The sequence below is a fragment of the Gelidimonas denitrificans genome, from assembly GCF_055694065.1.
The window spans coordinates 973,088-998,397 of record NZ_CM146350.1 but is presented as its reverse complement, the minus strand read 5'-3'; the positions used below and the strand labels follow the sequence as shown (position 1 = coordinate 998,397).

Below are 25,310 nucleotides of genomic sequence, written 5' to 3'. Positions count from 1 at the left end.
GGCGATGCCCAATTGTTGCAGGAATTAAAATTCGGCCAAAATTGTTTCGGTCGCCGATACCTTGTCGCCTACCGCAACTTTGGGTTTCGCGCTCAGCGGCAGGTAGACATCCACGCGCGAACCGAAACGGATAAATCCATAGCGCTGACCACGATGCAAGTTATCGCCCGTTTTGACATAGCACAGGATGCGACGGGCAATCAATCCTGCTACCTGCACGCAGGTAACGGTTTGACCATTCGATGCAGTGATCGTTAGCGCATTCCGCTCATTTTCTATCGATGCCTTGTCGAGGTCGGCATTCACGAATTTTCCGGGGAAATATTGCACATTCACAATCTCGCCGTCGACCGGCGCCCGATTGGAATGGACGTTGAACACATTCATGAAGACGCTGATTTTAAGCGCTTCGCGCCCGGCATAAGGATCGTGCGCTTTTTCTACCACGACGATTCGGCCGTCGGCCGGAGACAATACTGCGTTGGGCTGTTGTGGAATAACCCGGGCAGGATCGCGAAAGAATTGCAGCACAAACAAGGCGATGATCCAGAATGGGATCGATATTGCGATTGAATAAGTACTAACGACAATGGCAACTACAAAGGCAATCGCCAAAAATGGCCAGCCTTCGCGCGCGATGATCGGATGAGGATAATTATTCAAATAATAACTCCGGTAGAGAGGCTTTTTGCCCCGTATTGTAATTCGTAATTCCATTTCCAAATCAGTCGGTGCCGGCTTCTCTGCCATACCTTCTTATTGCCTGCACTTCCGATATTCATGCAATATGGCCGGGGCAAATATGAAAATGACATAACAAATATTTTGGCTGGCAAGTATAACGTCAATTCCTTGCGACGAAAACCGCGCTATTTCTCTATGGCTTCGAACATGCGCTTTTGCTGCTCGGCCTGCTGCGTGACCTGGCTTTCCACAGCCTTGGCTCGTTCCAGCGCTTTCACCGGCTCCATGAGCGGATTATTTTCTGGCGGCGCCGGCTTGGAACAGGATGCAAAACAGGGCAGCAGCAACAGCCCGATGACTTTGTACAGAATGCCCATAATCTACCGCGTCATTTGAACCGTACGTGCGCCACCACGCGCGTGGCTAGCGTACTTTCTCCTGGCTCGAAACTGGCTTCGGCAACCTGCCCATCCATTCTGGCCGATTTTCCCATCGTTGACGCTGCCATATAGGGCCGTCCAGGATTATCGCCGCCGTCAAAATCGATATTTTCCATGACAGCGTCTGCCACATTGCGCCCCATCGCCTTGGCAATCACCTGCACCCGCGCCATCAGATTTTGGTAAGCGTCGGTAATGCGGTCTGCATCGAGGCGCTTACTCAAGGCTTCGGACAGGCCGAATGTGACGCCATTGAGCGCCAGAATATTTTGTGCTGCTGCTACGGTGGTGGGCAGTTTTTGCAAGTTCTCGGTTTTCATGTCCAGATATTGCCCGACCCGCCATCCTGTCAACAGGCGCTTGGGCTCACCATTGCCACTTTGCGGCTGCTCTTCTGCATAGACCGGATAAGTGTAGTAATTGCGCGAAGCCAGTTTCGCTTGAGGATCTTCCTTCTTTAGAATATCTACGCCCTGCTTCATTTTCTGGTTAACCCTCGAAGCGGCCGCTGCCTTGTCCTTATCCTGTTCTTCGATAAAAAATAAGGCGCGCGCTTCATTGTTTTCTGCCCGGACTTCACCAGCCGCAGAAACGCTCACGAGAGTGCCGGTAGTGGCAACTTGCGCAGCCATGGCCCCGCCAGTGATTGCAAACAATAGCGATACTGCTGTGCAGATTTTTTTCATAACATTTCCAGACAAAAAGGAGTGTACGTCGCCGCACACCCCTTTTTTTAAATGAACAACAATACGGATACGACTATTTCTTAGTTCTTGCTTTGATCAACCAGCTTGTTTTTGGCAATCCAAGGCATCATGGCGCGCAGCTTGCTGCCAACTTCCTCAATTTGATGCTCGGAAGTCAGGCGACGGCGGGAAATCAGGGTCGGTGCACCGGCCTTATTTTCCAGGATGAAGCTCTTCGCGTATTCGCCGGTCTGGATGTCTTTGAGACACTGGCGCATGGCGTTCTTGGTATCTTCCGTCACAATGCGCGGGCCAGTTACGTATTCGCCATACTCGGCGTTGTTCGAAATCGAGTAGTTCATGTTGGCGATACCGCCCTCATAAATCAGGTCGACGATCAACTTCAACTCGTGCAGGCACTCGAAGTAAGCCATTTCCGGTGCATAACCTGCTTCCACAAGAGTTTCAAAACCGGCTTTGACCAGTTCAACAGTACCGCCGCACAAGACAGCCTGTTCACCGAACAAGTCCGTTTCAGTTTCTTCGCGGAAATTAGTTTCAATGATGCCGGCACGTCCACCACCATTGGCCATTGCGTAGGAAAGCGCGATATCACGGGCAATGCCGGATTTGTCTTGATGGACGGCAATCAGGTGCGGTACGCCACCGCCTTGGGTGTAAGTGCCACGCACAGTGTGACCTGGCGCTTTCGGTGCGATCATGATGACGTCAAGATCAGCGCGTGGCACGACTTGGCCGTAATGCACATTGAAGCCGTGCGCGAAAGCCAGTACGGCACCTTGCTTGGCGTGCGGCGCGACGTTTTCATTGTAAACCTGAGCGATATTCTCGTCCGGCAACAGGATCATGATGACATCGGCAGCCTTGACCGCGTCATTGACTTCGGCAACATTCAGGCCGGCATTTTTAGCCTTGTCCCAGGAAGCGCCGCCCTTGCGCAGGCCGACCGTAACTTTACAGCCTGAGTCATTGAGATTTTGTGCGTGTGCATGGCCTTGCGAACCGTATCCGATAACTGCTACAGTTTTGCCTTTGATCAGCGACAGGTCGCAATCTTTATCGTAGAAAACTTTCATTATTATTCCCAAATCAGTTGAAGGTGATGATTACATTAAACTTTGAGGATGCGTTCGCCGCGACCGATGCCGGAACCGCCGGTGCGGACCGTTTCCAGGATGGCGGTGCGCTCGATTGAATTGATAAATGCATCAAGCTTGCCCTTATTGCCAGTAAGTTCGATGGTATAAGTTTTATCGGTGACATCAATGACGCGGCCACGGAAAATATCCGCGGTGCGTTTCATCTCTTCCCTTTCCTTGCCGACCGCGCGCACTTTGATCAGCATTAATTCACGCTCGATGTGCGCACCCTCGGTCAAATCAACCACCTTGACCACCTCGATCAGGCGATTCAAGTGCTTGGTAATTTGCTCGATGACGTCATCAGACCCGCTAGTGACGATAGTCATGCGGGACAGCGTTGCATCTTCCGTTGGCGCGACCGTCAAAGTCTCGATATTGTAACCACGAGCGGAAAACAGGCCTACTACACGCGATAAAGCCCCTGCCTCATTTTCCAGCAATACAGAAATGATATGTCGCATATTACAGATCCTCCGAGCCCAACAGCATTTCAGTCAGACCCTTGCCTGCCTTGACCATCGGCCAGACGTTCTCGGTTTGATCCGTAATGAAATTCATGAATACCAACTTGTCCTTCATCGCAAACGCATCGCGCATTGCACCATCGACATCACCCGGTTTTTCGATCTTCATGCCGACATGGCCGAAAGACTCAGCCAGTTTGGTGAAATCCGGCAACGAATCCATATATGACTCCGCATAGCGCGAGCCGTAATCGATTTGCTGCCATTGACGCACCATGCCTAGAAAACGGTTATTGAGCATGATGATCTTGGGCGTCAGGTGGTACTGCTTGCAGGTCGCCAGTTCCTGTATGCACATCTGGATCGAACCCTCACCCGTTACGCAGGCGACCGTGGCATCCGGATTGGCCATCTGTACGCCCATTGCGAAAGGTAGACCGACTCCCATCGTGCCCAGACCGCCGGAATTGATCCAGCGTCGCGGCTTCTCGAACGGATAATATTGCGCCGCCCACATCTGGTGCTGCCCCACATCGGAAGTAATGAAGGCATCGCCTTTGGTGACTTCCCACAGTTTTTGCACCACCGACTGCGGCTTGATGACCTCGGTTGATGTCGGGTATTTCAGGCACTCGCGACTACGCCATTCATTTACCTGTTTCCACCAATTTGCCAGGGCGTTTGCATTAGGCTTGAGCTCGGACGCATCCAGTTGCGCCAGCAATTCCTGCAGCACATCCTTGACGTTACCAACAATCGGAATATCCACCTTGACGCGCTTCGAAATCGACGATGGATCGATATCGATGTGAATAATTTTACGCGGGGATGAACAAAAATGTTTTGGATTGCCGATGACGCGATCATCAAAACGGGCACCAATGGCGATCAATACGTCGCAATGCTGCATCGACATGTTCGCTTCATAGGTACCATGCATGCCGGGCATGCCCACGTATTTATCGCTGGAAGCTCTGCATGATCCCAATCCCATCAGCGTATTGGTGCAGGGAAAACCCAGCTTATCGACCAGCTTGTTCAACTCAGGAGCAGCATTGGCCAAAATCACGCCGCCGCCAGCATAGATCATCGGCCGCTCGGCTTGCTGCAACAATTGCACCGCCTTGCGAATCTGGCCCGAATGGCCTTTATCGACCGGCTTGTAAGAACGCATTTCCAGTTCGCGCGGATACTCAAAGACGCACCTGTGCATCGAGATATCTTTAGGGATATCGACCAGTACCGGGCCCGGACGGCCGGTAGTCGCGATGAAAAACGCTTTGCGTATTGTTGTTGCCAGATCCCTGACGTCCTTGACCAAGAAATTATGTTTCACGCAAGGACGGGTGATGCCCACCGTATCGCATTCCTGAAACGCATCCTGCCCAATTGCGTGCGACGGCACCTGGCCGGATATCACCACCATCGGAATCGAATCCATATAGGCAGTAGCCAGACCGGTCACCGCATTGGTGACGCCTGGACCAGACGTGACTAGGGCCACACCGATTTTTTTGGAACTGCGCGAATAAGCATCGGCGGCATGCACTGCAGCCTGCTCGTGACGCACCAGAATATGCTGAAACTTATTCTGTTTGAAAATGGCGTCGTATATGTAAAGTACCGAACCGCCGGGATAGCCGAAAACGTGTTCTACACCTTCTTCAGCCAGACAACGCACTACAATTTCCGCGCCTGTAATTTCTTCTGCACTCATGCTACATTCCTTTCAAGATCCATTGGAGATTGATCGGATGTTCTTTCCTGACGAAATCATGCTGTGCAATGCGACAATCCGAGGCTTCCCTTTCTTGTGCGGTCACGTCGCTTCGTAGCATATCCGTAGACATGGTTCAAAGTGAGCGCTAAACGCCACTCGTTCAGCCAGAGTTTTGTTGCGGCACTACGATTTCTCACGCTTGTGGCGTGGGTTAGAACAAACAGCTTCTTAAGTAAAAGCACGTCTAATCGATGCACTGCATCATGCGCGGCGCACGAAAAGACCAGTAACTCCGAGATTGCGAAGCGAATGTAACGTTAATGCGTAGCACCATTTTGGTCAAGCTAATCCTGTGCAAATTAGGCATCCCTTACAAAAAGCAGGCAGGATTTCCCCATATTTGCTACGATTGCCCCGTAATTTAAAAACTGCGCCAAATCCCCCAGTCTGTTCGATGCAGTATCTTTCATTGCAGTTTTACTGTGACGCCGGCTGAATTTATTTTATTTAACGCACGATTACCATTTCTGCACGTGGCAACTGACAAAGAACTCTCGGATTTTTTGGAAAATGTTGAGCGTCGCGCCTACAAACACGCGCTCTATGCAGTACGTAAAAACGAGACGGCACTGGATATTGTGCAGGACGCAATGATCAAGCTCGCTGAAAAATACGGCGATAAACCAGCCGCTGAGCTACCGATGTTGTTTCAGCGCATTCTACAAAACACCATCCTGGATTTTTTCCGTCGGGAAAAAGTGCGCAACACTTGGGTTACGCTTTTTTCGGCAATGCGCGGCAACACTGAAGAAGGCGAAGACTTCGATCTGCTTGAACACCATGAAGCTCAGGGAGATTCGCAAGCAACCGAATCCAGTGCAGACAAAGTAGAGCGCATGCAGGTGCTGACCTTGATCGACGCGGAAGTACAAAAACTACCTGCCCGTCAACGGGAAGCATTCCTGATGCGTTATTGGGAGGACATGGATGTAACGGAAACAGCCGACGCAATGGGTTGCTCTGAAGGAAGTGTAAAAACGCATTGCTCAAGGGCAACGCATGCACTCGCAATCTCTCTGCGCGCCAAAGGAATACGATTATGAATACCGCAAAAGAAGCCAAAGAACTGGAATTCGCCTATAAAATTCGGCACGCGCTGGATCAAAATATGGCGAATTTGCCAGACGACACGGTATCCAGATTGGCCACGGCACGTAATATTGCATTGTCGCGCAAGAAAAAAGATGCCCCGCTGCGCGTAGCCGTAACACAAGCAGGGCTTGCAGGATATGGCGCACACGGCACACTAGGCTTGCATACTCCATTCAATTGGTTGCAGCGTATCGGCTTGGCCGTGCCGGCGCTTGTATTAATTGGCGGACTAGTCGGCATTTATCAATTTGAACAGCAACAGCGTATCGCAGACACAGCAGATATCGACACCGCAATTCTGACAGATGAACTACCGCCGGCCGCCTATCTCGATCATGGTTTCAACGCGTATCTCACTGACCGCGGCGAGTAAATATGGAGCATGAAATTACTTTCCACTCTACAGTTCGCGCATGTGCGCTTATTGCTTTAACAATCGCATTATCGCTCTGCGGCCCCAACCCGGAAGCGGCGGCACAAAGTACGACTGCCACGACAACTCAAGCGGCCGCGGCATCCCAAAGTGACGCCAAATCTGGCTGGTCAACATTAACCGCAGCGCAACAGCAGGCGCTTGCTCCATTGGCGGCCGATTGGGGCAGCATGGGTTCCGCCCAGAAAACGAAATGGCTGGCAATCGGCAATAAATTTCCCTCGATGCAGCCGGAAGAGCGCCGACGAATACAAAATCGGATGCGCGAATGGGTCAAGTTATCTCCGCAACAACGGCACATTGCACGTGAGAACTATTGGCGCGCAAAAAAAATCAATCCAAGCCAAAAAAGCGCACATTGGCAAAAGTATCAACAACTTTCCGCTGAACAGAAAAAAAGTCTTGCCGCTGCCGCTGCCAGCAGAAAAAAAGTAGCAAATTTATCCAGGGCGCACAAAAACAATGAAATTTTGCGTGTAGAGCCCAAAAAGATACCGACGTCACCCAATCAAACGCCTGACAAAGATTCCAGTATACTGACGCCCTCCGCGCCACTCGACACAAAGTAGAACTCCTTGCTGAAACCACCTGCCCTGCTTAAACGTCGCTTGGTCTGCATGCTGTACGAAGCCATGCTGGTTTTTGGCATCGTTTTCGTTGCGGGGCTGCTACTCGATACCCTCACGCAAAGCCGCCATGCTCTGACATTGCGACACACACGACAATTCTGGCTGTTTATTGTTTTGGGTGCATATTTTTTGTATAGCTGGATGCGCGGCGGCCAGACACTGGCGATGAAGACTTGGCATATCAAGCTTGAAGCGCCTGGTCTGGATAGCGTCCCATTCGCCAAAGCGGCGCTACGCTACCTTCTGGCATGGATGTGGTTTCTGCCGGCCATGGCACTCAATTTTGCATTGGGCCTGAAAGGGTGGGAAGGCATTGGCGTTATAGCTACCGGCATGTGCCTGTGGGCACTGACAGCAAAACTGGATAAAGACGGCCAGTTTTTACATGACAAACTTGCCGGCACCAGATTGGTCAGTCTGGCACCCAGCAAAAAAACCTGCGCAAAATAAATACCAAGGCATGTATTATTTACATTCGCTTATTATTATGCGGAAAATAAGGTGTTTAACAGCATACTCCCATATAAATTTGTTTAAAATAAAACGCATGTAACCCATCACCGCCTCGATGTGGTCGCACTGGGCTTTTCATGATTACACTCCTCACGAATGTTTTGATTGTTTTACAAATCGCCCTAATCGTTGGTCTGTACATTCTGCTGCGTGATTTTTTATTTGTTACCAGCATTCCTTTGGCATGGATCTTGAGTTTCAGCGCAGTCGTCGGCGCTCGCTTTATGTTGATCGCCAACAGCTTTTTCATTGCCTATCGCCACCGCAGCCCACTACCAACCGAACAGCGGCTTGGCTGGAAAACGGCTATACACTTATTGCTGCAGGAGTTCTGGGCTAGCATGCTGGTGACTTCGTGGCATATGCCATTCCGATCATTTTCCGGTGCTATTGCACCGCAGGCAACGGGGTTGCCGGTATTACTCATACATGGATATGGCTGCAATAGCGGCTATTGGCACAGCATGCATCGGTGCCTGGTGCAGTCGCACATCAGTCACAAAGCTGTCGACCTTGAGCCATTATTGGGTGGAATTGATGGCTATGCTGCCAGCATTGACAAAGCGGTGAAATACCTCTGCCGAGCAACCGGGAAAGAGCAAATTATCATTCTGGCGCACAGCATGGGTGGGCTGGTCGCGCGGGCATATCTGCGCCAGTACAGCGGCCGCAGGATAGCAAAAATCATCTCTGTTGGAACCCCGCATCATGGCACTGTGTTGGCGAATTTTGCTATTGGCATCAACAGTCTGCAGATGCGATGGTGTGGCGATGCGGAGCATGGTCAGCCCTCCGACTGGCTGCGCAATTTAGCCAACTCGGAAGACGCCGCCAGTCGCGCGCTGATTACTTCCATCTATTCGCTGCACGACAATATAGTAGCGCCACAACGATCATGCCATCTCCACGGCGCAAAAAACATCGGATTGTCTGAAATCGGTCATGTCGCTCTGGGACTGCACCCGGTAGTGCAAGCGCTGGCTCTTGAAGAAATCAAGCTTGCAGTCGAGCACGGTTAGGTTTTCAGGAAAACTGCAACCGCAGGTACCTATTCAACCGTAATACCACGGGGGAATAATCCACAATAATTTTGAATTCATATTTTCGTGGCAATACGATGCGCCATCTGTTGCGCCAAATCTGCGCTTTTAGCCTCAACCATCACACGTATCAGTGGCTCGGTGCCAGACGCGCGGATCAGCACACGACCGTTGTCACCCAATTCACGCTCCACTTTCTCTTTCTCAGCCACCATTCCAGCATTTTTCAGCCAATTGAAACCGGCCGGTACTTTGACATTGATTAAAGTCTGCGGGAATAACGGGAGGTCAGCTACCGACTGGGCCAGCGTCATACCGCTGCGCTTCAGGGCAGACAGAACTTGCAAAGCTGAAACGATGCCATCGCCTGTCGTCTGTTTATCAAGAAATAATAGATGGCCAGAACCCTCGCCGCCTAAAATCCAGCCACGTTCCTGCAGCACTTCAAGCACGTAGCGATCACCCACCTTGGCACGAGCAAAACCGACACCCATTTTTTTCAAGGCAACTTCCAACGCCATATTAGTCATCAGCGTCCCAACCGCGCCGCTCACTGGCCCATTCTTTAATCGGTCCTTGACCATCAAATATAACAATTGGTCACCGTTATACAGGCACCCGCTAGCGTCTGTCATCAGCAAACGGTCAGCATCGCCATCCAGAGCAATGCCCAGATCAGCCTGATGGTCGCGCACGGCAGCTATCAAGGCCTCAGGCGCTGTAGCGCCGAAACCGTCATTGATATTCAAGCCATTAGGCTGATTTCCAATGGTGACGACATCCGCACCTAATTCATGGAATACAAGCGGGGCAATCTGGTAGGCGGCACCATGAGCACAATCGAGAACAATTTTCAGCCCTCGCAAATCCAGCTCATTCGGAAAAGTCGATTTGCAAAACTCGATATATCGGCCCTGCGCATCATCAATACGTCGGGCTTTACCTAATTTCTCAGAAGATACGCAGGACATGGGAGTCTCCAGCGCATCTTCGATTGCCTGCTCGACGGTATCCGGCAATTTGTTGCCCTGGGCAGAAAAAAACTTGATCCCATTGTCATAGTAAGGATTGTGGGAAGCAGAAATAACAACACCGGCAGACAAACGAAGTGCGCGGGTCAGGTAGGCTACTGCGGGTGTCGGCACCGGGCCCGCCAGCATTACATCTACGCCGGCGGCGGAAAACCCTGCTTCCAACGCCGCCTCCAGCATATAACCAGAGATACGGGTGTCCTTGCCGATCAATACTGCCGGCTTAGTATCGGTCAGCCCGGTCCGGGTGAGCACTTTTCCTGCTGCATAACCGAGCCGCATGACAAAATCAGGGGTAATCGGTGCATCTCCCACGCGACCGCGCACTCCGTCAGTACCGAAATATTTCCTCGACATATTGATCCTCATTATTCTATTTATCGTGTCGCCGCTTGCCAGACGGCAAGAGCGTCAATTGTTTCTGCTACATCATGCACGCGCACTATCTTGGCGCCATTCGCTGCCGCAGCCAAGGCAGCTGCAAGGCTACCGGCAAGCCGCTTCTGAACCGGTTGCCCGGTTATTGCACCCAGCATGGATTTGCGCGACAGTCCGGCCAACAAAGGTAAGTCCAGCGTCTCCTGCATCACGGCGATGCTCTTGAGTAAATCCAGGTTGTGCGGCAAAGTTTTGCCAAAGCCAAAACCGGGATCAATACAAATGCGTGAGCGGGAAACACCTGCTGCCTGCAGTACCGCGACGCGCTCCCGAAGAAAACAAACCACCTCATCTACCAGATTTGTATATTGCGGATAATCCTGCATATTTTGCGGCTGTTTTTGCATGTGCATCACACACAATCCACAATCGCTGTCTTTAATAGCATCCACGGCCCCTTCCGCACGGAAACCGTTGATGTCATTAATCATGTCGGCACCAGCTGCCAAGGCTTGGCGCATTACCTGCGGCTTGTAGGTATCGATCGAGATCGGTTTGCCACAATCACGTAAAGCGTAAACAAGCGGCATTATGCGTTGCAATTCTTCTTTCAGAGGCAACACTTTAGCCCCGGGGCGTGTGGTTTCACCGCCAATGTCGATGATATCGACACCCTCGGCAATCATCTGTTCGGCATGCGACAGCGCAGACTCAAGCGCATGATATTGCCCCCCGTCCGAAAAAGAATCCGGGGTCACATTCAGCACGCCCATAACGAGTGGCCGCGTACCCTCCTGCAGTGGCAAGCGATAACGTCCACATTGAAAATAAGTTTCCATATTGACCATAATAAAAAAGGGTGAGACCGAATAGTCTCACCCTTGCAATTACATCTGGGTCCAGCCTGAGGACAACTTTCTGTTGTTAAGCAGGTGCAGTTGCAGTGGGTGATATATCACCGGAATGATCATCGGACGAAGAACGCTTCGCCGGAATGCCATCTTTAGGTGGGCGTGGCGCGTTGCCTTCCATAATGTCGTTGATTTGGTCTGCATCAATGGTCTCCCAATCCAGCAAGGTTTTGGCCATCATCTCGACTTTTTCACGATTATCTTCCAGCAATTTACGTGAGAGTGCGTACTGTTCATCGAGAATGCGTCGAATCTCGGTGTCAACTTTTTGTTGCGTGGCCTCGGATACTGTCTTTGCAGACGAGCGGCCAAAGTAGGCATCTTGCTCTGTATCCTCATACACCATCGTACCAAGAGATTCTGACATGCCGTAGCGAGTGACCATGGCGCGAGCCAGTTTAGTAGCGCGTTCAAAGTCGTTCGAGGCGCCGGTCGACATCTGATGCATGAAAATTTCTTCCGAGATACGGCCACCAAACAGGATGGCAATTTCTTCCAGCATCTTGTCCTTATACATATTGACGCGATCATGCTCCGGCAATTGCCACGTCAGACCGAGCGCAAAACCACGCGGCATGATGGTGACTTTATGCACTGGATCTGCTTTTGGCAATAATTTTGCTACTACCGCATGCCCGGATTCGTGGAAAGCCGTATTCCTGCGTTCTTCTTCGCGCATGACCGCGGACTTGCGCTCGGGGCCCATTACGATTTTGTCTTTAGCATCCTCGAAATCTTTCATTTCGACGAGTCGCTTATTGCGGCGGGCTGCAAACAGTGCGGCTTCATTGACCAGATTGGCCAAGTCGGCACCAGAAAAACCAGGAGTGCCACGGGCCAGAATATCTGCCTTGACGTCGGGTGCAACCGGCACCTTGCGCATATGCACCATCAAAATCTGTTCACGACCGCGTATGTCAGGCAAACCAACCACTACCTGACGGTCAAAACGGCCAGGGCGCAGCAGCGCCTTATCTAGAACATCGGCACGGTTGGTTGCGGCAATCACAATGACACCGGCATTAGGTTCGAAGCCATCCATCTCGACCAGCAACTGGTTCAGCGTTTGTTCACGCTCATCATTGCCGCCGCCCATGCCAGCACCACGATGACGTCCGACCGCATCAATTTCATCAATAAAGATAATGCAGGGCGCATTCTTTTTGGCATTCTCGAACATGTCACGTACCCGCGACGCACCAACGCCCACGAACATTTCAACGAAATCGGAGCCTGAAATTGTAAAGAAAGGCACCTTCGCTTCACCAGCAATGGCGCGCGCCAACAAAGTTTTGCCTGTACCCGGAGGTCCAACCAACAGGACACCACGCGGAATGCGGCCGCCCAATTTCTGGAACCTGGCAGGCTCTTTCAGAAAATCGACCAATTCCTGCACTTCTTCCTTGGCCTCATCGCAACCGGCCACATCGCCGAAAGTCACCGTATTACTAGCTTCATCGAGCATGCGCGCCTTGGATTTGCCGAAAGAAAAGGCACCGCCCTTGCCGCCACCCTGCATTTGGCGCATGAAAAATACCCACACTCCAATCAGTAACAACATCGGGAACCAGGAAATGAAGATTTGCGACAAGAAAGACTGCTCTTCGGGTTGCTTGATGTCGAATTTGACGCCATTGTTGACCAAATCGCCGATCAAACCACGGTCTAGATAAGTAACTGAAGTCTTAACTTTCTTGCCATCGCTCGTGGTCGCAATGATGCTGCGATCCTCGATAACCGCTTCCTTGATGCGCTGGGCCTTCACCTCATCGAGAAAATCGGAATATTGAATAGGTGTAGCACCAGCCGCCATTCCTCGACTATCGAACTGTTTAAATACGGTAAATAGCACAAGGGCAATCACCACCCAAATTGCTGTTTTGGAAAACATATTGTTCACAAGAACTCCTTTAGCGCGAACGCGATTTGTTGCCTATCCCACTGTGCTTATTTTACGCGCAATGTCATGCGCTTGATATTGCGCATATGCGACTGCTTAATGTGAAAATCAAGGTGTGAAATGTAATCTACGCAGGATTTTTCAAAATTTTTCCAAGTAAAAATATCTCAGAAGACTTGTCCCTGCTCGCTTTCGGTTTCTTCTGTGTAACAATTTTAAATTCCAATTTTAATTTCGCCAAAATATCATTGAAGCCCATGCCATTAAAACATTTGACCAGTAAAGAGCCGGATGGCTTCATATGTATCTTAGAGAAGGCTATGGCCAAATCGATCAGGTATTCGACGCGCGCCGCATCTGTCACAGCAATCCCGGATAAATTTGGAGCCATATCGGATAACACAAGATCTACCTTGCGCCCAGCCAACACATTTTCCAGAGCAAGTAAGGGACCGTCCTCACGAAAATCCCCCAGAATAAAGTGCACATCCGCAATTGGCTCCATGGGCAGCAGGTCCAGGCCGATAATCGTGCCATGAATGCCACCTCCATCCTGGCCGGAGAGTTTATTGCGCACATACTGCGACCAACTGCCTGGAGTAGAGCCTAGATCAACAATGACCTGGCCGCGCTTGACCAGTTTTTCATCCTCATCAATCTCTTTGAGCTTATATGCAGCCCGGGCTCTATAACCCTCTTTCTGCGCCAGCTTTACATAGGGATCGTTGATATGATCGTGCAGCCAGTTTTTGTTTAATTTGTTTTTAGCCATTCGCGTAGAATAGTGCCTTTAGAATATATTAGTTGGTTACCGAAATCATGTTGAAACTTACCCCCGTAGAACGTAGCGCACTCCGCTCAGAAGCGCATGCGCTCAATCCTATTGTGTTGATCGGTGAAGCCGGCTTGACGCCTGCCGTGCTCAAAGAAATTGATGCGGGGCTCGATGTGCACGGATTGATTAAAGTACGTGTTTTCGGTGATGATCGTGAAGCCCGGATTACCATGTATGACACCATTTGCGAAAATCTCAAGGCTGCTCCAGTGCAGCATATTGGAAAACTGCTGGTGGTTTATCGTCCTCAAAAAGAAGCATCAAAAGGACGCGTCGAGAAAAAAGGCAGAGGCATGCGCGAGGTGACCATTGTCAAACCTAGTGCCAGCGGAACAAAGCGCCCCTCAGTTAGCAAGGTGATGCTCAAAGGCAATGAGCGCGTAACCGAAGGTGGCACCATCAAACGCGCCAAGCCCCGTCAAACTAGCGCCAAAAAAAGCGCACTCGGAAGCAAATAGCGTCTAGTACTGAAAAACGGGGGTATAAATTTTTTCGCTTTATTAATATGCGGAGAACGGTGCATTTTTCAATATACCCCCTGTTAATCATTGAAAATTCAATTGCTGGCAATCGATGCGAAACACAGAGCAGGCGCTTTAAATATAACGCACTTCCAAAATTTCATATTCGCGGATACCTGCTGGAGCCATAACTTCGACCACATCGCCGGCGGATTTGCCAATTAGTGCGCGAGCAATTGGAGATGTCACCGATACCTTCAATTCCTTTATATCGGCCTCGTCTTCACCGACGATTTGATAGGTCACTTTCAGCTCCGACTCCAGATCTTCGAGGTAGACAGTTGAAGCAAACACCACGCGTCCCTCAGCCTCCAGCAACAATGGATCGATAATCTGGGCTGCGCCCAGTTTTCCTTCCAGATTCTGAATACGCCCCTCAATAAAACTCTGCTTTTCTTTGGCCGCATCGTACTCGGCATTCTCAGATAAATCGCCCTGCGCGCGCGCTTCGGCGATTGCGCTAATAACTTCATGACGATCTTTTGTTTTCAGACGATGCAACTCTTGCTTGAGAAGTTCGGCGCCGTGCTTGGTAATAGGTACTGAGCTCATAATTTCCAACTATATAAATGCTACAGAGGCCACAAAAGGTACCGATCAGGCTCGGCACCGTTTATGACCTCTGCAGGTTAGGGTTTAACTATTTAAGTATCGTCTTAGTGTAGAGTTTTATGCAGCCCTTGTAAATCATAGACATGCAACTTATCCAGATGCGCCATACCCTGCACCGCCGCTTCCGCGCCAAAAATAGTGGTAAACGTCGTCACACGCGCTGCCAGTGCAGAGGTGCGGATGGCACGTGAATCGATGATCGCACTGCGCTTTTCTTCGACCGTGTTGATGACCATGGCAATCTCGTTATTCTTGATCATGTCCACAACGTGCGGTCGACCTTCGCTCTTTTTGTTGACCATCGTGACTTGCACCCCAGCGGCGCTGATGGCTGCTGCCGTACCTTTGGTGGCAACAATCGCAAATCCGAGCCGAGCCAGATCTTTGGCGACTTGCACGGCGATCGGTTTGTCGCTGGCTTTGACGCTAATAAATACCTTGCCGGACTTGGGCAATTTCACGCCAGCACCGAGCTGGGATTTAACAAAAGCCTCACCGAAGGTTTTGCCGACTCCCATGACTTCGCCAGTCGATTTCATCTCAGGGCCAAGAATTGTATCCACGCCCGGGAATTTCACGAACGGAAAAACCGCTTCCTTGACACTGTAATAAGACGGCACTACTTCGTTCAGAATGCCCTGACTATCCAGGGACTGCCCAACCATGCAGCGCGCCGCAATTTTGGCTAGTTGCAGACCCGTGGCCTTGGAGACGAAAGGCACCGTGCGCGAGGCGCGCGGATTGACTTCCAACACATAAACGATATCCTTGCCGTCCTTTTGCTGAATGGCAAACTGCACATTCATCAGACCCACCACATTCAAGCCTTGCGCCATCTGTGCAGTTTGAAGCTTCATCACATCAATGGTTTCCTGCGACAGTGAATAAGGCGGCAGCGAGCACGCAGAATCGCCGGAATGTACGCCAGCCTGTTCGATATGCTCCATCACGCCACCGATAAAGGTTCGCGTGCCATCCCTGATGCAATCGACATCGCACTCGATCGCATCGTTGAGGAAACGATCCAGCAATACCGGCGAATCATGCGATACCTTGACCGCTTCGCGCATATAGCGTTCCAGATCACGTTGCTCGTGCACGATTTCCATCGCACGCCCACCCAGCACATACGATGGGCGCACAACCAGCGGATAACCAATCTCCATTGCCTTTTCCAGCGCTTCCTGCTCGGTGCGCGCAGTCCTATTAGGCGGTTGCAGCAAATTCAATTCTTGCAATAATTGCTGGAAGCGCTCGCGATCCTCGGCTGCATCGATCATGTCTGGTGAAGTGCCGATGATGGGCACACCGTTGGCTTCCAATTCGAGTGCCAGTTTCAGCGGCGTCTGACCGCCGTACTGGACGATAACGCCGTACGGTTTTTCGATGGCAACGATTTCCAGAACGTCTTCCAGTGTCAGCGATTCGAAATACAGCCGGTCCGAGGTGTCGTAATCGGTCGAGACCGTTTCGGGGTTGCAGTTGACCATAATGGTTTCATAGCCATCCGCACGCATCGCCAGTGCTGCATGAACGCAGCAGTAATCGAATTCGATGCCCTGACCGATACGGTTTGGACCACCGCCCAGCACCATGATTTTTTTCCGGTCAGTCGGCTGCGCTTCGCACTCTTCATCATAAGTCGAGTACATGTACGCGGTTTTGGTCGAGAATTCCGCTGCGCAAGTATCGACCCGCTTGTAGACCGGGCGAATATTCAACGCATGGCGCCTCTCACGCACAACAGTTTCGGTAGTCTTGAGCAACTTTGCCAGACGACGGTCGGCAAAGCCTTTTTGTTTCAACTTGTACAGCAGCGGTTTGTCCAGCGCATCGAGGGTCTGGGTTTCCAGCCACAATTCGATATCGACAATTTCCTTGATCTGCACCAGAAACCACATGTCGATATGCGTTAGCTGATGCACTTCTTCGAGTGTAAAACCCTGGGCAAATGCATCGCCCACATACCAGATACGTTCCGGGCCGGGTTCACCGAGTTCCTCCTCTATGATTTCGCGATCTTTGGTCATTTCATTCAGACCATCGACACCAACTTCCAGACCGCGCAACGCTTTCTGGAAAGATTCCTGGAAAGTGCGTCCGATCGCCATCACTTCGCCCACCGATTTCATTTGCGTAGTCAGATGGGAATCCGCCTGCGGGAATTTCTCGAAGGCAAAACGTGGAATTTTGGTGACAACATAGTCTATCGATGGTTCGAACGAAGCCGGAGTTGCACCACCGGTGATTTCGTTACGCAACTCGTCCAGCGTGAAACCGACCGCCAACTTGGCAGCGATTTTCGCGATGGGGAAACCGGTCGCTTTCGATGCCAGCGCAGAAGAACGCGATACACGCGGATTCATCTCGATGACAATCATGCGGCCATCTGCCGGATTGATTGAAAACTGCACGTTCGAGCCACCGGTATCGACACCGATCTCGCGCAAAACCGCCAGTGAGGCGTTGCGCATGATTTGGTATTCCTTGTCAGTGAGCGTTTGCGCCGGCGCGACCGTGATCGAATCGCCTGTATGCACGCCCATCGGGTCGAGATTTTCGATTGAGCAAACGATGATGCAGTTGTCCGCCTTGTCGCGCACCACTTCCATCTCATACTCTTTCCAGCCGATCAGTGATTCTTCGATCAGCAATTCGGAAGTCGGGGACGCTTCCAGGCCGCGTTTGCAGATGGTTTCAAACTCTTCTGCGTTATACGCAATCCCGCCACCGCTGCCGCCCATAGTGAACGAAGGGCGGATGATCGTCGGGAAACCGAGTTCCTTTTGTACTACCCAGGACTCTTCCATCGTATGCGCCACACCGGAGCGAGCAGAGTCGAGACCGATCCGGGTCATCGCTTGCTTGAATTTGGAGCGGTCTTCGGCCTTGTCGATTGCTTCCGGCGAAGCGCCGATCAGTTCACAGTTGTACTTGGCTAGCACGCCATTATTGTGTAAATCAAGCGCGCAGTTCAGCGCGGTCTGGCCGCCCATGGTCGGCAGAATCGCATCCGGACGTTCCTTGTCGATGATGCGTTCGACCACCTGCCAAGTGATCGGCTCGATGTAAGTTACATCGGCCATTTCCGGATCGGTCATGATGGTCGCCGGGTTACTGTTGACCAGGATAACTTTGTAGCCCTCTTCACGCAGGGCTTTGCACGCTTGTGCGCCGGAATAATCGAATTCGCAGGCCTGGCCGATAATGATCGGACCGGCACCGATAATCAGGATGCTTTTAATATCATTGCGTTTAGGCATTTTTTTTCTTCTCCGTCACGCTTGTTTCCATCATTGTCACAAAGCGGTCAAACAGGTGGGCGATATCGTGCGGGCCGGCCGACGCTTCAGGATGTCCCTGAAAGCAGAAAGCAGGCTTGTCGGTGCGAACAAAACCCTGTAATGAGCCATCAAAAAGAGATACGTGGGTCACTCGGCAGTTGGCCGGCAAAGTTGCCGCATCCACCGCAAAACCATGGTTTTGCGAAGTAATCAGCACTTGCCTGGTTTCTAAATCCTGTACCGGGTGGTTGGCACCGTGGTGGCCAAATTTCATTTTCAGCGTTTTTGCGCCGGAGGCCAGTGCCATGATTTGATGTCCAAGGCAGATACCAAAAGTCGGAATACCGCTCTCTATCAATTCCGTGACAGCAGTGATGGCGTAATCACAAGGCTCCGGGTCTCCTGGGCCATTGGACAGAAAAATGCCATCCGGATTCAGGGCCAATGCTTCTGCAGCGCTGGCTTGTGCGGGCAGCACAGTAATCTTGCAACCGCGTTGTGCCAACATGCGCAGGATATTGCGCTTGATGCCGTAATCGAAAGCGACAACATGATATTTTGGCGCTATTTGCCGATCATAGCCCCTACCCAAATGCCACTCGGTCTCGACCCAGGAATAAGGTTTGGTAGTAGACACCACCTTGGCCAGGTCCATGCCACCAAGTCCTGGGAAAGTGCGTGCCAGCGCCAATGCTTGATCGACATCATTGCCCACCAGAATGGCACCGCTTTGCGCCCCTTTTTCGCGCAGAATTCGGGTCAGTTTGCGAGTATCGATACCGGAAATGGCAACGATGTTTTCAGCTTTTAAATAATCCGATAAAGTTTGCGTGGCCCGAAAGCTGGATGTAACAATCGGCAAATCCTTGATGATTAGTCCAGCCGCATGTATTTTGCCGGACTCCACATCTTCAGGGTTGACGCCGGTGTTTCCGATATGGGGATAAGTAAGTGTGACGATCTGATGACTATAGCTAGGATCGGTAAGAATTTCCTGGTAACCGGTCATCGAAGTGTTGAATACCACCTCACCGGTTGTATGGCCTTCAGCGCCAATTGAGAAACCTTGAAAAATCGACCCATCTGCTAGTGCGAGTATGGCCGGAACGGTGTGGCCAGAAAAGAATGGCAGCAAGGGTAACTCCTGATATTGTTACCGCCGCTGCGCCGTACCAAGACAATCACCGGCGTCTCGGGCTTATATGCCTGAGTCGGTGACAAATTGTTTTGACAGGATGAAATATGGTATGCGCTACGGCGGGTGTAAGTTTAGTTAAACCCGGTGATTGTAACGCAAAATACCCTCTCCCGTAAATCTGTAAGCTTGCGTAAGAAACCCACAAACGTCAGGGAAAGATTTTGTGTGCTTACAACGATAATGCAGCGATACCCGCCTTGGCAATCTGCGCATCTTCGGCAGATTTTACGCCGGAGACACCGACCGCTCCCAGGCATTGCCCATTAATCATGATAGGGACACCACCTTCAAGCATGCCATCGATATATGGTGCCGACATGAAAGAAACGCGACCGTTGTTGATCATTTCCTCATAAACCCGGGATTCACGACAACCCATTGCAGCGGTTTTTGCCTTGGCTGGCGCAATATGGGCCGATATCGGTGCCACCCCATCCAATCGTTGCAGCCAGAGCAAATGCCCGCCGTCATCCACAATCGAAATCACGACTGCCCAATTGTTTTTATTGGCTTCCGCTTCTGCTGCGGCGGCAATTTTCTTGACATCGTCAAGGGTCAATATTTGCTTGGATTGCATCACGCCTCCTGAAATGAATATTGCTGGATTGTACGACAGGTGCCAGATACCCACTATCAAAACTGTTTTTACTTTCAGCAAGCCGCTTAAAGCCAGCCACATTTAACAAGAGTGATGACCTTCGCAGACGGACTAAAACCAGCCATTAAATGAAATTTATTTCAGTCCCGCACTTTGACAGGCTGGCGACATTCATTTACATTGTAGCTTCATAGAATAAAGTTGCAACAATGACAATAGAATTCGCGTTTAGCCAGAGCAGAAAAATTATGCGTTCGTGTATGTTTGTTAGCGCACTGCTATGTTATGGCCAGACTTGGGCCTCTGAACCTTTGCCGCCAAAAACCAACATTGCGCTCGAAAAACTGCAGAACTTGGGTCATCGTGCGGCTGAATTTTCCAATCGCGCCTCGGAATTGGCCATGCAAGCGATGGGGATGATCGGAATTCACTACAAATACGGCGGCAACACACCTGAAAGCGGGCTCGATTGCAGCGGTTTAGTGCGTTACGTATTTAAAGAAGCTTGGGGAGCCAATCTGCCCCGCACTTCGGCTGAAATTAGCCAAGTTGGCGAGACAATTGAGCCGCAAAACCTGCAACCAGGCGATCTAGTGTTCTACAACACGCTTAAGCGTAGCTTTTCGCACGTCGGAATTTATTTGGGCAATAACAAGTTCATCCACTCCCCATCGGCCGGAGGTCGGGTGCGGATTGAAAGCATGGATATTGGATACTGGAAACAGCGTTTCAACGGCGCCCGCCGCATCAATGAACCAGTGCAATAAATAAGAGCTTTATTGCTGCCGCATTACCTTTAATTTGTTCTTGATTTCACTCATCGCGGCAACGGTTGCTTTTTCACCGGCCATGATGGCTACATTACGGCCATTGAAGTCATTACCCTTCATGCCACCCAAACCAGGCTGGATGACGATATCAGCCTCTCTCAACTCATATTTATTGATCCGCTGCCCCATGATGGTGAAAGTTTGTAGCAGAACATCAAGCGAACCCGACGCCGTCAGTACATCGGCTTGCGATGAAATATTTACCGCAATCACAAAATCGGCCCCCATGTCGCGCGCAAACTTCGCGGGAACTGGCGACACCAATCCTCCATCGACATAAGTATGGCTACCGATTTTAACCGGCTGAAAAATGCTGGGTACAGCCGATGAAGCTCTGACTGCCAGGCCGGTATTACCCCTTTGAAACAAAATGGGCTGACCGGTATTCAAATCGGTCGCCACTGCGCCGAACGACTTTTTCAGCTTTTCAATCGGCACGTCACGAATCGTCTTGTTGATGTAATTCTGCAAACCTTCACCCTTGATGATTCCGCTAAACTTGGAAAACAGCGGCACCGACCAGTCCGAAATAGCGGCTTCATCCATCTCCATCGCCATTTTCTGCAAAGCGAAGCCATTGTTGCCCGCCGCATACAGGGCGCCGACCAGGCTGCCGGCGCTGGTTCCAACCACGATATCGGGAACGATACCTTGCACCTCCAATGCCTTGATCACGCCGATATGGGCAAAACCGCGGGCAGCACCACCACCTAAAGCCAGTCCAATCTTGATATTACGCACTGGTTTAATGGCTACAGGTTCGGCAACCGGGGCTGGAGCAATCAGGCTGCAACCGCTTATCAGAAATAGTGCCGCGCTCAGGCAGGGAAACAAACAACGTAGAGATGGCATTGAGTTATGGCTTGGGCCTGTTTTGTAACGTGCGGATTGTAGCTTATGACGCGGGTTTATATTGCGTTGCGAAATTTTTTAATTGAGAATGATTTGTATTTAAAATTGTTTCAGTTATACTTTAAAAGTTGCAAATCATTCTCATTTAAGGATTCCGCATGCATAAATTCACCCTCAACATCCTGTCCGCTGCTATTGCATTGTCTGTCGTTGCTGGCGTCCATGCAGAAGACAAGGAGTTAAACATTTATTCGGCCCGCCACTACCAGACCGATGATGCGTTATATGGCGACTTTACCAAAAAAACCGGGATCAAAATTAACCGCATCGAAGCCGACGATAATGCGCTGTTAGAACGCTTGAAGACTGAAGGCAAGAACAGTCCGGCCGATATCATCCTGATGGTGGACGCCGCGCGTCTGTGGCGCGCGCAAATTGAGGGTTTGTTCCAACCAGTCAAATCGAAGGTGCTAGCAGCGCGCATCCCGGCCCACCTACAAGGCAATGACGCTGGCCAAGGACCGCAGTGGTATGGCTTTTCGACCCGCGCCCGCGTCATCGTCTACAACAAAGCAACAGTCAAACCGGAAGATGTAGCAACTTACGAAGCTCTGGCTGAACCGAAAAACAAGGGTAAAGTCTGCACCCGCTCCGGCTCGCATCCTTACATGCTGTCCCTGATCGGTTCTCTGGTTGAGCGCGATGGCGAGAAGGCCACAGAAGATTGGGCGCGCGGCATGGTCAGCAATTTTGCCCGCCCTCCGCGCGGCGGCGACACCGACCAGATCAATGGCGTAGCCTCCGGCGAATGCGGGGTAGCGCTAGCCAATACCTATTACTACGTGCGCATGATGCGCTCGACCAAACCGGAAGATCGCCAGGCAATGAGCAAGATCGGCTTTGTCTGGCCCAATCAAAAAACCTCTGGCGCACACGTGAATGTCGCCGGCGGCGGAGTTGCCACGAATGCTCCGCACCCGAAAGCAGCAGTCCAATTTTTAGAATATCTGGCCAGCGATTCCGCCCAGCGTAATTTCTCTGATGGCAATAACGAATGGCCAGCGGTGCACACTGTCAAAACGCACAATGCCGCACTGGAGTCGCTCGGCAAATTCAAGGCCGAGAAACTTTCCATCGCCACCATAGGCAAGAACCAGATTGTGGCGCAAAAAATCCTTGATCGCGCCGGCTACAAATAAATCGCGAATCTCCACACAACAGGATAGTTATTGGGAGTATCAGTAATAGCTATCCTGTTAGCGCATTATTTAATTGGTAAAATTAAAATACATTATCCAGTACTTCAGAGGCAAGGCAGCACCGGAAAAGAGACCGGAGCAGACTCTAGCGGCGCACCAAAGAACCGCCCAAGCCCTGTAGCGGCCCCAAAGGGGTGCGCTCTTCCTGCAATTGCCGGATATTCGGCTTGCCACTCCACAGTTTGTATATCACGCGCGCATTCCTGACCACGACGATTGCATCGAACTGCCATCCGGAAATATCCACGCGTCGCTGGAAATTCAGAAAATCCAACCAAAAATTGCCAAAACGTTTGCGTTCAAGATGCGTCTGTTCTATCTCATAGGCAACGCAAGTCTTACTTTCCATCAGGCAGCTTTGCAATTCCGTATCCAGCAAACGGATATCGATGGAAGAGCCGGCGGTAATCTTGCGCAGCAAGTCGGCGTGACTCAAGATGGCGACGTTTGGCGTTTTTTCCGGATCGACGCCTAACGCTTTCAGTTCCGCTGTCGAAGTTGTATAGGGAATGATGCTGTCAAACATGGCTTGTGCATCAGAATAACTGTGCCATGGAGTGCGCATATCTTCCCGGGAATGCGGCAACAGACTGGCGCACCCGGATAGCATTAAAAAAACGCCGGCGGTGCAGCATTTTTTCAGATCGCAACGCCGCATCAGTCTCATATGGTGCCCGTTTGACCGTTTGATAAACCTGGACGACGACGATACCAAGCCATTCAGGAAGTATCCCGGAGCAATTCAAAGACGCAAAGACTCGGAGATATAGGGTCTTATTCTGCCCGCAAAATGCCACCATGAAACAAATAACAGGCGATCCTATGGCATAGATCAAACGAAACAAATGGAATCATTTTGTCATCGGCAGCGCTGCCGGCTCACACAAAGACCCATGGGAAAACTGTACGGTGAAGGTGCTGCCGGCGGAGGGCGCCGATTCGATCGACAGAGTCGCGCCATGCCGCAACAGCACATGCTTGACGATAGCCAGACCCAAGCCTGTGCCTTGGGTCTCGCGGGAGCGGCTTTTGTCGACCCGATAGAAGCGCTCGGTCAGACGCGCGATATTTTCCGGCAAAATCCCGATGCCAGTGTCCTGCACCGAAAATTGTGGCCCGCTGGCACCCATGTGCCAGCCGATCTGGATGGTTCCTCCGTCGTCGGTATAGCGCACTGCATTTGACACCAGGTTGCCAAAAGCGCTTCTGAGTTCTTCCGTATTGCCCTTGATGTCGGGGCCGTCGATTTCCAGCGTTACCGTATGCCGTCCGGATGATAGGGCATTAGCCTCGCGCAGAATGCTTTCCAGCAACACCTGTATCTTGACATGTTGCGAGCGTATCGGGTAATCGACCGACTCCAGGCGAGACAGCGTTAGCATGTCTTCCACCAGGTTCTGCATGCGTCTGCCCTGCTCTGACATCAGCTTCAGGTGCGCGGTCCGGGTTTGCGGCTCCAGCTTGCCCTGGCCGAGCGCAATTTCAAGAAAACCGTTAATGACAGTCAACGGCGTACGTAATTCATGCGAAGCATTGGCGATGAAGTCGCGCCGCATCATGTCAATACGATCGGAATCGGTCGCATCATGCGTGACCAGAATCTGGCGGCGACTTTCGAAAGGGATAATCTGGACGATTAGCTTGCGCTCTTTAAACGACAGCGTCAGCGGCCGCTCATAACGGCCCAGGATAATGTAATCCATGAAGTCCGGGCTGCGCACCAGGTTGGTCACCCGCATTCCCTTGTCCCGATCCAGGGTCAGGCCGAGATGCTCTTCTGCCGCCGGGTTGCACCATTCCAGAAACAGTACATCATCCATGATGACCACCCCGTCAGGCAGCAAGTGCATAGCCTGTCGAAAGCGCGCCAGCCACTCGGTCAACTCAATCTGATTCTTTTCATCCAGGCGGCGGGTTCGGTACAGACGGGAGAAAACATCGGTCCAGGCGCCCCAGCCATCGGGCAATTTCGCGCTGATGGGCTCATCCAGCCAGGAATTTAACTGGTAAAGATAGGATAGTTGCAGGCCCAACTGACTGATGACCGCGATCAGGGCGGCAATCAAACCCGCTACCAGGCCGAAAAAATATCCTAAGACTGTGGCCCCAAGCAAGAGGATTATCAGCCGCAAGGCGGCCGGAATCCAGAACAACAACGCTGCTCTCATAATGTCTGG

General features: G+C 51.2%; 25 protein-coding genes. 8 read left to right on the top strand and 17 right to left on the bottom strand.

The window, feature by feature from the left end; translation table 11 throughout:
- Positions 1 to 24: 24 nt before the first annotated feature.
- The 6 genes from FKCLFG_RS04660 to FKCLFG_RS04635 form a co-directional block, all read right to left on the bottom strand.
- Positions 25 to 717 (bottom strand): phosphatidylserine decarboxylase, encoded by a 693-nt coding sequence (locus FKCLFG_RS04660; protein ID WP_472615060.1) that lies wholly within the window; start codon positions 715 to 717, stop codon positions 25 to 27.
- Positions 718 to 869: 152 nt separating this feature from the next.
- Positions 870 to 1,061, bottom strand: a complete 192-nt coding sequence (locus FKCLFG_RS04655) for a hypothetical protein (RefSeq protein WP_472615059.1) — start codon at positions 1,059 to 1,061, stop codon at positions 870 to 872.
- 11 nt (positions 1,062 to 1,072) lie between these two features.
- A complete protein-coding gene (locus tag FKCLFG_RS04650; RefSeq protein WP_472615058.1) occupies positions 1,073 to 1,810 on the bottom strand; it encodes an SIMPL domain-containing protein in 738 nt (245 codons plus the stop codon).
- Between the two features lie 80 nt (positions 1,811 to 1,890).
- The gene (gene ilvC / locus FKCLFG_RS04645) at positions 1,891 to 2,907 is read right to left on the bottom strand and encodes a ketol-acid reductoisomerase (RefSeq protein ID WP_472615057.1); all 1,017 of its coding nucleotides are present in this window, start codon (positions 2,905 to 2,907) and stop codon (positions 1,891 to 1,893) included.
- A gap of 35 nt (positions 2,908 to 2,942) precedes the next feature.
- Positions 2,943 to 3,434 (bottom strand): acetolactate synthase small subunit, encoded by a 492-nt coding sequence (gene ilvN, locus FKCLFG_RS04640; protein ID WP_472615056.1) that lies wholly within the window; start codon positions 3,432 to 3,434, stop codon positions 2,943 to 2,945.
- A 1-nt stretch (position 3,435) separates the two neighbouring features.
- Positions 3,436 to 5,154 (bottom strand): acetolactate synthase 3 catalytic subunit, encoded by a 1,719-nt coding sequence (locus FKCLFG_RS04635; RefSeq protein WP_472615055.1) that lies wholly within the window; start codon positions 5,152 to 5,154, stop codon positions 3,436 to 3,438.
- A gap of 536 nt (positions 5,155 to 5,690) precedes the next feature.
- Here FKCLFG_RS04635 and FKCLFG_RS04630 point away from each other — a divergent pair.
- From FKCLFG_RS04630 to FKCLFG_RS04610, 5 genes are all read left to right on the top strand, one after another.
- Positions 5,691 to 6,260 (top strand): RNA polymerase sigma factor, encoded by a 570-nt coding sequence (locus FKCLFG_RS04630; RefSeq protein WP_472615792.1) that lies wholly within the window; start codon positions 5,691 to 5,693, stop codon positions 6,258 to 6,260.
- The gene (locus FKCLFG_RS04625; RefSeq protein ID WP_472615054.1) at positions 6,257 to 6,682 is read left to right on the top strand and encodes a DUF3619 family protein; all 426 of its coding nucleotides are present in this window, start codon (positions 6,257 to 6,259) and stop codon (positions 6,680 to 6,682) included. Before FKCLFG_RS04630 ends, FKCLFG_RS04625 begins: the two co-directional genes overlap by 4 nt.
- A gap of 2 nt (positions 6,683 to 6,684) precedes the next feature.
- The gene (locus FKCLFG_RS04620) at positions 6,685 to 7,311 is read left to right on the top strand and encodes a DUF3106 domain-containing protein (RefSeq protein ID WP_472615053.1); all 627 of its coding nucleotides are present in this window, start codon (positions 6,685 to 6,687) and stop codon (positions 7,309 to 7,311) included.
- 6 nt (positions 7,312 to 7,317) lie between these two features.
- Complete coding sequence (locus tag FKCLFG_RS04615; RefSeq protein WP_472615052.1) at positions 7,318 to 7,821, top strand: RDD family protein; 504 nt, start codon at positions 7,318 to 7,320, stop codon at positions 7,819 to 7,821.
- Between the two features lie 254 nt (positions 7,822 to 8,075).
- Positions 8,076 to 8,903, top strand: coding sequence for a lipase family alpha/beta hydrolase (locus tag FKCLFG_RS04610; RefSeq protein WP_472615051.1), 828 nt, complete (start codon positions 8,076 to 8,078; stop codon positions 8,901 to 8,903).
- 77 nt (positions 8,904 to 8,980) lie between these two features.
- Here FKCLFG_RS04610 and glmM read toward each other — a convergent pair whose 3' ends face one another.
- The 4 genes from glmM to FKCLFG_RS04590 all read right to left on the bottom strand — a co-directional run bounded on the left by glmM (position 8,981) and on the right by FKCLFG_RS04590 (position 13,916).
- Positions 8,981 to 10,312, bottom strand: a complete 1,332-nt coding sequence (gene glmM, locus FKCLFG_RS04605) for a phosphoglucosamine mutase (RefSeq protein ID WP_472615050.1) — start codon at positions 10,310 to 10,312, stop codon at positions 8,981 to 8,983.
- A 20-nt stretch (positions 10,313 to 10,332) separates the two neighbouring features.
- A complete protein-coding gene (gene folP, locus FKCLFG_RS04600; RefSeq protein ID WP_472615049.1) occupies positions 10,333 to 11,172 on the bottom strand; it encodes a dihydropteroate synthase in 840 nt (279 codons plus the stop codon).
- Positions 11,173 to 11,257: 85 nt separating this feature from the next.
- On the bottom strand, positions 11,258 to 13,144 hold the full coding sequence (gene ftsH / locus FKCLFG_RS04595; protein ID WP_472615048.1) for an ATP-dependent zinc metalloprotease FtsH: 1,887 nt from the start codon (positions 13,142 to 13,144) through the stop codon (positions 11,258 to 11,260).
- Positions 13,145 to 13,271: 127 nt separating this feature from the next.
- A complete protein-coding gene (locus tag FKCLFG_RS04590) occupies positions 13,272 to 13,916 on the bottom strand; it encodes an RlmE family RNA methyltransferase (protein ID WP_472615047.1) in 645 nt (214 codons plus the stop codon).
- 47 nt (positions 13,917 to 13,963) lie between these two features.
- Between FKCLFG_RS04590 and FKCLFG_RS04585 the strand changes: the two genes are divergently transcribed.
- Positions 13,964 to 14,437 carry a YhbY family RNA-binding protein gene (locus FKCLFG_RS04585; RefSeq protein ID WP_472615046.1) on the top strand — a complete coding sequence of 158 codons (474 nt, stop codon included), beginning with the start codon at positions 13,964 to 13,966 and terminating at the stop codon, positions 14,435 to 14,437.
- 138 nt (positions 14,438 to 14,575) lie between these two features.
- Here FKCLFG_RS04585 and greA read toward each other — a convergent pair whose 3' ends face one another.
- From greA to FKCLFG_RS04565, 4 genes are all read right to left on the bottom strand, one after another.
- On the bottom strand, positions 14,576 to 15,052 hold the full coding sequence (greA, locus tag FKCLFG_RS04580) for a transcription elongation factor GreA (protein ID WP_472615045.1): 477 nt from the start codon (positions 15,050 to 15,052) through the stop codon (positions 14,576 to 14,578).
- Positions 15,053 to 15,156: 104 nt separating this feature from the next.
- Complete coding sequence (gene carB / locus FKCLFG_RS04575; protein ID WP_472615044.1) at positions 15,157 to 18,375, bottom strand: carbamoyl-phosphate synthase large subunit; 3,219 nt, start codon at positions 18,373 to 18,375, stop codon at positions 15,157 to 15,159.
- Positions 18,368 to 19,531, bottom strand: coding sequence for a glutamine-hydrolyzing carbamoyl-phosphate synthase small subunit (carA, locus tag FKCLFG_RS04570; protein WP_472615043.1), 1,164 nt, complete (start codon positions 19,529 to 19,531; stop codon positions 18,368 to 18,370). Before carA ends, carB begins: the two co-directional genes overlap by 8 nt.
- Before the next feature lie 232 nt (positions 19,532 to 19,763).
- Positions 19,764 to 20,171: a GlcG/HbpS family heme-binding protein gene (locus tag FKCLFG_RS04565; RefSeq protein ID WP_472615791.1), complete on the bottom strand. Its 408-nt coding sequence runs from the start codon at positions 20,169 to 20,171 to the stop codon at positions 19,764 to 19,766.
- Positions 20,172 to 20,440: 269 nt separating this feature from the next.
- Here FKCLFG_RS04565 and FKCLFG_RS04560 point away from each other — a divergent pair, with 269 nt between their 5' ends.
- Positions 20,441 to 20,959: a C40 family peptidase gene (locus tag FKCLFG_RS04560; RefSeq protein ID WP_472615790.1), complete on the top strand. Its 519-nt coding sequence runs from the start codon at positions 20,441 to 20,443 to the stop codon at positions 20,957 to 20,959.
- A gap of 9 nt (positions 20,960 to 20,968) precedes the next feature.
- Here the strand turns inward: FKCLFG_RS04560 and FKCLFG_RS04555 are convergent, their stop codons facing one another.
- Positions 20,969 to 21,874, bottom strand: coding sequence for a patatin-like phospholipase family protein (locus FKCLFG_RS04555; RefSeq protein ID WP_472615042.1), 906 nt, complete (start codon positions 21,872 to 21,874; stop codon positions 20,969 to 20,971).
- A 158-nt stretch (positions 21,875 to 22,032) separates the two neighbouring features.
- Between FKCLFG_RS04555 and FKCLFG_RS04550 the strand changes: the two genes are divergently transcribed.
- Positions 22,033 to 23,073 carry an extracellular solute-binding protein gene (locus FKCLFG_RS04550; RefSeq protein ID WP_472615041.1) on the top strand — a complete coding sequence of 347 codons (1,041 nt, stop codon included), beginning with the start codon at positions 22,033 to 22,035 and terminating at the stop codon, positions 23,071 to 23,073.
- Between the two features lie 145 nt (positions 23,074 to 23,218).
- Here FKCLFG_RS04550 and FKCLFG_RS04545 read toward each other — a convergent pair whose 3' ends face one another.
- Positions 23,219 to 23,659 carry a hypothetical protein gene (locus tag FKCLFG_RS04545; protein WP_472615040.1) on the bottom strand — a complete coding sequence of 147 codons (441 nt, stop codon included), beginning with the start codon at positions 23,657 to 23,659 and terminating at the stop codon, positions 23,219 to 23,221.
- 325 nt (positions 23,660 to 23,984) lie between these two features.
- Positions 23,985 to 25,301, bottom strand: coding sequence for a phosphate regulon sensor histidine kinase PhoR (phoR, locus tag FKCLFG_RS04540; protein WP_472615039.1), 1,317 nt, complete (start codon positions 25,299 to 25,301; stop codon positions 23,985 to 23,987).
- Positions 25,302 to 25,310: the final 9 nt, after the last annotated feature.